Genomic DNA, 6,651 nt, shown 5'->3' on the forward strand with positions numbered 1-6,651 from the left:
TTCTCCAGATTAGAAGCGTGTGGATGAGAAAGGTGACACATCGAGCACCGGCTTGGCGTCAGTGACCAGATCGGCCACCAGTTCGGCCGTGCCTGCGGATTGGGTCAGCCCCAGATGACCATGGCCAAAGGCATAAAGTACGTGTGGTGCGCGCGAAGATCGGTCAATCACTGGCAGGCTGTCAGGCAGTGATGGGCGAAAGCCCATCCATTGCGTGCCGCCTTCCAGGTTCAGGTCTGGCATGAAGCGCCCGGCCTTGGCCAGCAACGTGTCAGCGCGCCGGTAATTCGGGGCCAGCTTCAATCCACCCAGTTCGACTGCACCGCCGATGCGCACGCCGCCGTTGATCCGGGTTACCACAAACCCATGCCCCCCAAAGGTCAGATGAGTGCGCAGGTCAAAAGCGCCTTCGGGCAGGGTCGTGTTATAACCCCGCTCGGTCTCAAGCGGGATATGATCCCCCAGGGTCTTGGCCAGCTGGTGTGACCAGGCTCCGGCGGCAACAATCACCTGACCTGCCGAAATGTCGCCGTTGTCCGTGTCAAGGCGCACGCCGTCATCGGTTGGTTTCAGTGCCGTGATCCCTGCGATCTTTACCTGCCCACCGCGCGCGATGAACTGTGCCGCCAGATGCTCGGTCCAGCGGGCAGGGTCGACGGTATTCATCCATGTCGAGGTAAAACCCGCATGGGTAAATCGCCGGTTCAGCCCGGGCTGAATTTCGGCAATAGCATCCGGGCTGTCCAGAAGATCAAACGGGATGCCATGGTCCTTGCGCAGGTTCCAGGTGGGCAGGCTGGCACGGAATTCGCCCTCACTCTCGAACAACTGCAACTGGCCTTCGCGCTGCATCAGCGCCTCGCCGTCTACATGCTCGATCTGACGCTCCAGCGCCGCACGGCTGTGGTTCATCAGCGCGGCTTGTGCGGATAGTGAGGCTGCATAACGATCGCGCCAACTGGCCCGCCAGAACCGGAGCATCCACGGCGCAATACTCAGCGCATAAGCGGGCGGGATCGACAAAGGCCCCAACGGATCAAGCAGCCATTTTGGCGCTTTGCGCATGATCCCCGGGGTTGCAAGCGGCACGATATCTGTAAAGGCAAAGGCCCCGGCATTGCCCTTTGACGCCTCGGCTGCAACGCCTTCACGGTCCAGCACAAGCACCTGCCTTCCCCGCTTTTGCAACTCTAGCGCAGCGCTGATGCCAATGATGCCAGCACCGATCACAACTATGTCCGTCTTGGTATCATGCTGCATGGTTACAGGTTCTCAAATCGTGGTGCGGGGTCGGGGATCGAACAGCGTCTGTCCCCGAACTTGATTTCAAAACGCGATGCCATCTCGGAACGGATCATTCGGCGCGAAAATCAACCTGGCTTCCGACATGATATGCGCCTGCCCGGTCAGGGTGGGAATGACACCTCCGTTCGGGCCGGGTTGGTAGCTCAGCACATAGGGGCTGCCGATCACGCTTTCCTGCACAATCTTTTCCCCGGCGGCCAGCGCCCTGTTTGCCGCCAGACAGGCGAGGCGCGCGGAACTGCCGGTACCGCAGGGCGACCGGTCATATTGATTGTCCGGGCACAGTACAAAGTTACGGCTGTGAACATCCTTGTTGGGGGATTGATCCTGTAGGATCACGTGGTCGACCAGTTCCCCGTTTTCACCACGCACCCCCTGTGCGATGCAGGCTTCACGTATGGCGATGGTCAAATCGGTCAACACACGAATGTTTCCCGGGTTCACCGGGATCGGGCTGGGGTCGACAATGAAGAACCAATTCCCACCGTAGGCAAGATCGCCGGTGATTGACCCATGGCCGTCAACCTCAATCTGCACAGCTGCCCGCACGCGACGGCTCTCGACATTTGTGACGCGCACGGTATTGGCGTCCAGCAACTCCACCGAGATGACCCCGACCGGCGTTTCCACCCGGTGCGTGCCGGGCCGGATCCGACCCATATGGGCCAGAGTGACACTCAAACCGATGGTGCCATGCCCGCACATGCCCAGAACGGCATCCGCATCGAAATAGATCACGCCGGTCTCACACCCTGGATCTTCGGGCGCGACCAGAAGCGCCCCCACCATTCCGGGCTGCCCCCGCGGCTCCAGCAAGATGGATTTGTAGAACGCCTCATGCTCGGTAGCCAAGCGTCGTGCACGCTCTGCCAGCGGGCCGGACCCCAGATCGGGGCCGCCGTCGAGGATCACCCGCGTAGGCATTCCCCCGGTGTGACTGTCAATCACATGCATTCAGCAATGACTCCGCCCTGGCCGGACCAATCAGTAAACCAAGTGCGGAACAGGTCGTATTGCTGTTCGCAATAGTTGCGCTGGGCATCCGTCAACTCGTCGGTTTCGTTGAAGTGCAAACGGTATTCCTCTTCGCCGTTCAGGACCAGCAGGTGTTTGTAATACAGCACCAGATCGGTGCCCTCGTCAAAGCTGGCCAGCACACCAAAGGCCTCTTCCAGTTCCCGCGCGCGCAGGCGCGCTTCGGCATGACCGGCCGCCGCTTTCTGGCACAGGGCAGCCAGCAGCAGTGCTTCTTTCGGCAGGGCAGTGCCAATCCCTGTGATCGAACCGGTGGCGCCGCAATTGACGAAGCCATGGTAGACCTCGGTGTCCACACCAACCATCAGTGTAACCTGATCATCCTTCGAGGTAATGTGTTCCGCCGCATAGCGCAGATCGCTTTTGCCACCGAATTCCTTGAACCCAACCAGGTTGGGATGATCTGCGCGCAATTCCAGGAACAGATCGGCGCGCGTCGCGAAGCCGTAAACCGGGCTGTTATAGATGATTGCCGGAATATCAGGTGCAGCCGACAGGATCGCTTTGAAATGATTACGCTGCGCCGCGATGGACGATCCACGCGACAATACACGCGGGATCACCATAAGCCCTGCCGCTCCAACCTTTTGCGCATGCGCGGCAAGCGCCACGGCGGATTTCGAATTTATCGCACCTGTGCCGACGACAACGGGCAGTCCGGCCGCGATCAGACGTTCGACACCTTCCATCCGTTCGGCATCCGACAAGAGAGGCCAGTCGCCCATCGAGCCGCAATAGACCACGGCAGACATACCCGCTGCGATCATTTCCTTGGCCTTTTTCACCAGCGCGTCGAAATCCGGTGTCCGGTCCGGTTTGCAGGGGGTCATCAGGGCTGGCATGGTGCCGGTGAAGATATTCTGGGACATGAAGGTAACCTTCCTAATTGTTTTGGGGCGGGGGCTTTTATCGCACATTCGCCAGGAATTTGCGGGTGTGTTCAGATTGGGCTTCGTTAAAAATCTGGGCGGGCGGGCCGATCTCTTCCATCACGCCCTGATGAAAAAAAGCAACCCGGTCTGATACATCTCGAGCGAAACCCATCTCATGCGTGACGCAAATCATCGTCATCCCTTCTTCGGCCAAAAGCCGCATCGTGTCGAGAACTTCGCCCACCAGTTCAGGATCCAGCGCCGAGGTTGCTTCGTCAAACAGCATGTATTCCGGCTCCATCGCCAGCGCGCGGGCAATTGCAAGACGCTGCTGCTGACCACCCGATAAGGCCGAGGGGAAGACGTTCAGCTTCTCGCCCAACCCGACATGGGTCAACTGCTTTGCGGCAATGTCACGCGCCTCGTCCCTCGACTTGCCTTTGACAATCTTCGGGGCCAACGCAACGTTTTCCAGTGCGGTCAGATGCGGAAAGCTGTTCCATTGCTGGAACACCATCCCCAGCTTTGTGCGCAGCTTGTTGATGTCGGTGCCTTTTGCATGAACATCAATGCCATCAACCTTGACCGATCCCTGCTGGATCGGTTCCAGTCCGTTGATGCAATAGAGAAGGGTCGATTTGCCGGAGCCTGACGCACCGATCACCGACAGAACTTCTCCTTTCTGCACATCCAGATCGATGCCTTTCAGCACATGCAGCGATCCGAAATATTTGTGCAGGTCGCGAATTTCGATCATTGGGCCCACCTTTTTTCTAGCGACGCGGAATACCGCGAAATCGGATAGCTGAGCGCGAAATAGAACGCGCCAGCGATTGTCAGGATCAGGAATGGTTCCTGCGTGCGGGTGATCAGGATCTGGCTGGCTTTCAGCAGTTCAACATAGCCCAGAACCGAGACCAGCGCGCTGTCTTTCATCACACCCAGCGCGACCCCGACCCATGCAGGGAACACCGCGCGCCCACCAATCGGGAAGACGACATATCGCAGATCCTGCCAATAGGTCATGCCCAGGCTGCGCGCGGCGCGGCGCATCGGATCACCAACGGCTTCAATCCCGCCGCGCGCCACATTCGCAACCAGTGCTGCCGTGTAGATGGACAGGATCACCACGCCCGAGGCTAACGGGTCCAGATTGAGCCCGACAATAGGTGCAAAGTTGTAAAACAGCACCAGCTGGATGATCAGAGGGACCGACCGGAAAATATCCAGAACCGGAGCCAACGTCAGGGTCGCTGCCAGTTTGCCCTCGTACAGAAGCCAACCGCACACCACGCCAAAAACCGTTCCAATGGAAATCGAAAGCACTGAAATCCAGAGCGTTCGCAGCGCGGCTTCGCCCAGAAACCACAGATCGTTGATGTTGAAGCCGCTGAAAAAGCTGACAGTGGGTTGCATCTGTGCCTCCTTCAGTAGCGGAAAAGCCGGGACGCCAGCAGGCGCGAGGCAAGCAGGATGATTTTGACGATCACGTAATAAATGACCGCGGTGACGGCGAAATATTCAAAGATGCGGAAAGTGCGCGAGGCAAAGAACTGCGTCTCGCCCGACAGTTCCCGGAAGCCGACCAGCATACCCAGTGACGACATTAGAACAGCCCAGACCATCTGGTTCGTGATCGGATGATAGACAATGCGAAACACCTGCGGAATCACGACGCGTGTGTAAGCCTGCCACGCGGTCATGCCCAGCGATCGGGACGCGCGTAGCTGTGTCTCGGGGACGGCCTGAAAGCCGCCACGGAAGTTTTCAGCCAGATAACCGGCGCAATTGAATGTCAGCCCGGCCAGCACGATGAAGTACGGCGATAGATGCAGGCCAAAGGCACCAAGCCCGAAGCCGAAAAAGAACAGCTGGAACAGCGCCGGAGTATTGCGCGCCAGTTCGACCCAGGCTGAGGCGAACCAGTAAAGCGGACCTTTCAGGTGCAGCCGCGTCAGCGCCAGACAAAGTCCGATGATAATGCCAAGGACCATTGCCAGCACGGCAACCTGTATCGTCAGCAGCGATGCCTCAAGCAGGTCCGGCAGGCTTTTCATCACCGGCCGCCAATGGAAGTTATAGTCGAACACGGGTGTTCCTCACGCAATCTACCGGTCCTTTCGCCCGGCCATAGCCGGACGAAAGCATGGAGTAGGAAAGGGTCAGTACATTACGCCGGGAATGCGCAGCTCAGGCGCTTCGCCGCCGACATATTTACCCCAATGCTCCTGATAGCGGCCCGATCGCACCTGGTGGGTCACGAACAGGTTCAGGAAGTTCAGCCAGGTGACATCTTCGCGCTTGCCTACAACCGAAGTGTAGTCGGTGGTCCATGGCATGCGAGGGCCGGCAACAACAGTGTCATATTGCTGGGTAATCGGCAGCACGGCAGTGTTTGTGGTAATGCCGATATCGGCCTTGCCCTGAGCCACCGCCAGGAAAACCTCATTCTCGGACTGGTAGCCCTGGTAATTGCCTTCTTCGCCCCATTCGGCGGCGATCTTCAGCCATTCCTGCTCGGGCACGGTGCCGATCGCGGCGGCCACGCGCTTGCCACGGATATCCTCGAAGGTCTCAATGCCGCTTTCGGCATTCACGACACCCTGCGCATAATAGATGGCGTAAGGAATGGTAAAGCCCACCGTCCGCGCCCGTTCAAGGCTGTCCGAGGTTGCTCCGAACACAACGTCTGCGCGTCCGGTGACGATCACTGGCAGGCGTTCGGCCCAGGTCAACGGCAGGATTTCGGCCTCAACTTCAAGTGCGGCGGCCAGATCATTGCAGTATTCGACGTCAAAGCCTGCCGGTTCGTTATTCGCGTCGCGATACCCAATTGGCGGAAAATCCAACACAACTCCGCAGCGCAATGTCCCGCGATCTACGACATCGTCCAGCGTGTCCGCCATCGCAGGAGCTGTGGTGATAGTGGTGAGGGCCGCCAGTGCGGCGAGTTTCTTGAGCATGTGATCCTCCCTGAATCAATCGATACGCGCAGCTATAGAGGATATTGTATCCAACATCCAGTATTTTGTTGAGCAGGAAAAGCCAGCTTTCAAAAGGTGTCGTGGCTCTTGGATGTGATTGAAATGACTGACTTGGCCCGCGTGGAAGGCCCTCGTTCGTTGGCGGCCAAATGGATTTGACACCATGTGCTACTGGAGTTGGAGGTTTTTGGCTGAACGTGGCCCGTCGTCAAACGTGAAGGTGCATTGTGCTCAGAGGCTGGGGAGATTTCAGCTTGAGACGGAATACCTTTTGTGATGGGAGTGTGCGGTCGCCCAGGCAACTCCAGCCTGTGTCTTTCAAAGAAAAGCGGCAATGCTGACCCGCGCAGCCAAATGCGCGTTCGGTCAGACTTTGACGGCTTGTAGTTCTTCGAGCAGGTCGAGGAGTTGGTTGAGTTTTTCTCGTCCCATTTGTTTTTCGATGCTTTGGTAGA

At 58.2% G+C, this 6,651-nt stretch carries 8 protein-coding genes; all 8 read right to left on the bottom strand.

All coding sequences use genetic code 11. The features are described 5' to 3' along the window. Positions 1 to 9 precede the first annotated feature (9 nt). Positions 10 to 1,260 carry an NAD(P)/FAD-dependent oxidoreductase gene (locus ACR0D9_RS14840; RefSeq protein ID WP_480488057.1) on the bottom strand — a complete coding sequence of 417 codons (1,251 nt, stop codon included), beginning with the start codon at positions 1,258 to 1,260 and terminating at the stop codon, positions 10 to 12. Positions 1,261 to 1,326: 66 nt separating this feature from the next. After that, positions 1,327 to 2,259 (bottom strand): 4-hydroxyproline epimerase, encoded by a 933-nt coding sequence (locus ACR0D9_RS14845; protein ID WP_480539227.1) that lies wholly within the window; start codon positions 2,257 to 2,259, stop codon positions 1,327 to 1,329. After that, positions 2,250 to 3,209 (bottom strand): dihydrodipicolinate synthase family protein, encoded by a 960-nt coding sequence (locus tag ACR0D9_RS14850; protein ID WP_480539229.1) that lies wholly within the window; start codon positions 3,207 to 3,209, stop codon positions 2,250 to 2,252. The genes ACR0D9_RS14845 and ACR0D9_RS14850 overlap by 10 nt, the downstream gene beginning before the upstream one ends. Positions 3,210 to 3,246: 37 nt before the next feature. Then, a complete protein-coding gene (locus ACR0D9_RS14855) occupies positions 3,247 to 3,969 on the bottom strand; it encodes an amino acid ABC transporter ATP-binding protein (protein WP_480539231.1) in 723 nt (240 codons plus the stop codon). Then, positions 3,966 to 4,628 (bottom strand): amino acid ABC transporter permease, encoded by a 663-nt coding sequence (locus ACR0D9_RS14860; protein WP_480539233.1) that lies wholly within the window; start codon positions 4,626 to 4,628, stop codon positions 3,966 to 3,968. The genes ACR0D9_RS14855 and ACR0D9_RS14860 overlap by 4 nt, the downstream gene beginning before the upstream one ends. Positions 4,629 to 4,639: 11 nt before the next feature. Next, complete coding sequence (locus ACR0D9_RS14865) at positions 4,640 to 5,302, bottom strand: amino acid ABC transporter permease (protein ID WP_209507537.1); 663 nt, start codon at positions 5,300 to 5,302, stop codon at positions 4,640 to 4,642. 72 nt (positions 5,303 to 5,374) lie between these two features. Continuing rightward, complete coding sequence (locus ACR0D9_RS14870; RefSeq protein ID WP_480483375.1) at positions 5,375 to 6,175, bottom strand: transporter substrate-binding domain-containing protein; 801 nt, start codon at positions 6,173 to 6,175, stop codon at positions 5,375 to 5,377. Positions 6,176 to 6,264: 89 nt separating this feature from the next. Next, positions 6,265 to 6,651: hypothetical protein (locus tag ACR0D9_RS14875; protein ID WP_480488061.1), on the bottom strand; the 387-nt coding region annotated here is incomplete at its 5' end.

The sequence above is a fragment of the Ruegeria sp. AK11 genome, from assembly GCF_056541095.1.